Consider the following 1800-nt stretch of genomic DNA (forward strand, 5'->3'; position numbering starts at 1 on the left):
GGCAAGCCTCGCTCCTACAGGTTTTGTGTCGATCTGTGGAACGACGACATCCTGTAGGAGCGAGGCTTGCCCGCGAAGAACGATAACGCGGTCCACCTGAAGACTCCCCATCAAAAACCACCTGACCAGTGGCCAATTGCTTACCTCCCCCGCCTCTGCCACAATCGCGAACAATTCTCGTTAGTTAACACTTCCCAATCGGTGATGCTGCGTGTCGTCAGTCCAAAGCCCCCAAAGTGAGCTCGTTGGTGCGTTGTATCGCGACCATCGCGGGTGGCTATTGGCCTGGCTGCGACGCAATGTGGCCTGCCCGCAACGGGCCGAAGACCTGAGTCAGGACACCTTCATGCGCCTGCTCGGCCGTGATGAGCTGAAGGAGCCTCGTGAACCGCGGGCGTTTCTGGTGGCGATCGCCAAGGGCTTGCTGTTCGATTATTTCCGTCGCGCAGCGCTGGAACAGGCCTACCTCACCGAATTGATGCTGATCCCCGAAGGCGAACAACCGTCGGTGGAAGAACAGCAGCTGATCCTCGAAGACCTGAAAAACATCGACCGCCTGCTTGGCAAGCTTTCCAGCAAGGCCCGGGCGGCGTTTCTCTATAACCGCCTCGACGGCCTCGGCCATGCGCAAATCGCCGAGCGCCTGGGCGTGTCAGTGCCTCGGGTTCGCCAATACCTGGCACAAGGCATTCGTCAGTGCTACATCGCGCTGTACGGTGAGCCGGTATGAGCCCGGCCAGTTCCAAACCGGTATCAGCCCAAGTGCTGGACGCCGCGATTGCCTGGCAATTATCCCTGGATTCCGGCAGCCCGGTGGAGCGCGAAGAGTTCACCAAGTGGCACGCCGCCCACGAGGAGCATGCGCGGGCCTGGCGCCAGCTGGGCATGCTCGACCAGCGTTTCAGCGTCGCCAGCGGCCCGGCGCGCACGGCGTTATTGCAATCGCGCGAAAGCATTCGTCGGCGGGTGCGCAAGCTCGGCAGTGGCCTGGCCAGCGTCGTCGCAGTAATCGGCTTGGCGCTGTTCGTCGGTGATCGTCATTTGCCCATCGACTATTGGCTGGCCGACCAGCGCACCGCCACCGGCGAGCAGCGCACCCTGCGCCTGAGCGACGGCACGCTGATCAACCTCAACACCCACAGCGCGGTGGACGTGCGTTTTGACGAGAAGCAGCGGCTGATCATCCTTCAGGAAGGGGAAATTCTCGTCGAAACCGGTCATGGCGACGCTCGGCCGTTTATCGTCGAAACCCGTGAAGGCAGCCTGCGCGCGCTGGGTACGCGGTTCCTGGTCAAGCGCGAGGACGATGGCACGCGACTGAGCGTGTTGCAGTCCGCGGTGGCCGCCCATCCGCAGTCGAGCCCTGAAGAGCAGATCCTGCATGAAGGCCAGCAAGTGCTGATGCGCAGCAATGGCCTGGGCCCAATCGTCGCGCTGAACCTCGGCGCCGATGCCTGGACCCGCGGCATGCTGGTGGTGGACAACACACGACTGGAAGACCTGGTGCACGAACTCGGTCGATATCGACGGGGGCATTTGGGCGTTGCGCCGGAGGTGGCTGACCTGCGGATCACCGGTAGCTTCCCCCTGCACGACACCGACAAGGCGCTGAGCGCGCTGCTGCCGACCTTGCCCGTGCAGATCGAACAGCACACGCCGTGGTGGGTGACGGTGGCGAAGGCCGAAGCCAAGCCCTGAGGGGTGTTGCGTCTAATCGGCCGCCTTCGCGGGCAAGCCTCGCTCCTACAGGATGTCATCGCTCCACAGGTCGACACAAAACCCGTAGGAGCGAGGCTTGCC

Annotated in this window: 2 protein-coding genes; both read left to right on the plus strand. The window is 62.9% G+C overall.

Annotated elements, in window-relative coordinates; all coding sequences use genetic code 11:
* Nucleotides 1–211: 211 nt before the first annotated feature.
* Nucleotides 212–730: an RNA polymerase sigma factor gene (locus QMX98_RS34430; protein ID WP_010467082.1), complete on the plus strand. Its 519-nt coding sequence runs from the start codon at nt 212–214 to the stop codon at nt 728–730.
* On the plus strand, nt 727–1698 hold the full coding sequence (locus tag QMX98_RS34435; RefSeq protein WP_154912907.1) for a FecR family protein: 972 nt from the start codon (nt 727–729) through the stop codon (nt 1696–1698). Before QMX98_RS34430 ends, QMX98_RS34435 begins: the two co-directional genes overlap by 4 nt.
* The last annotated feature ends 102 nt before the right edge of the window (nt 1699–1800 follow it).

Origin of the sequence: Pseudomonas sp. PS02303 (genome assembly GCF_029959925.1) — a bacterium.
Classification (GTDB): domain Bacteria; phylum Pseudomonadota; class Gammaproteobacteria; order Pseudomonadales; family Pseudomonadaceae; genus Aquipseudomonas; species Aquipseudomonas mandelii.

Coding starts and splice junctions, on each gene's coding strand:
- QMX98_RS34435 (WP_154912907.1), top strand. CDS start 727: ATGAGCCCGGCCAGTTCCAAACCGGTATCAGCCCAAGTGCTGGACGCC.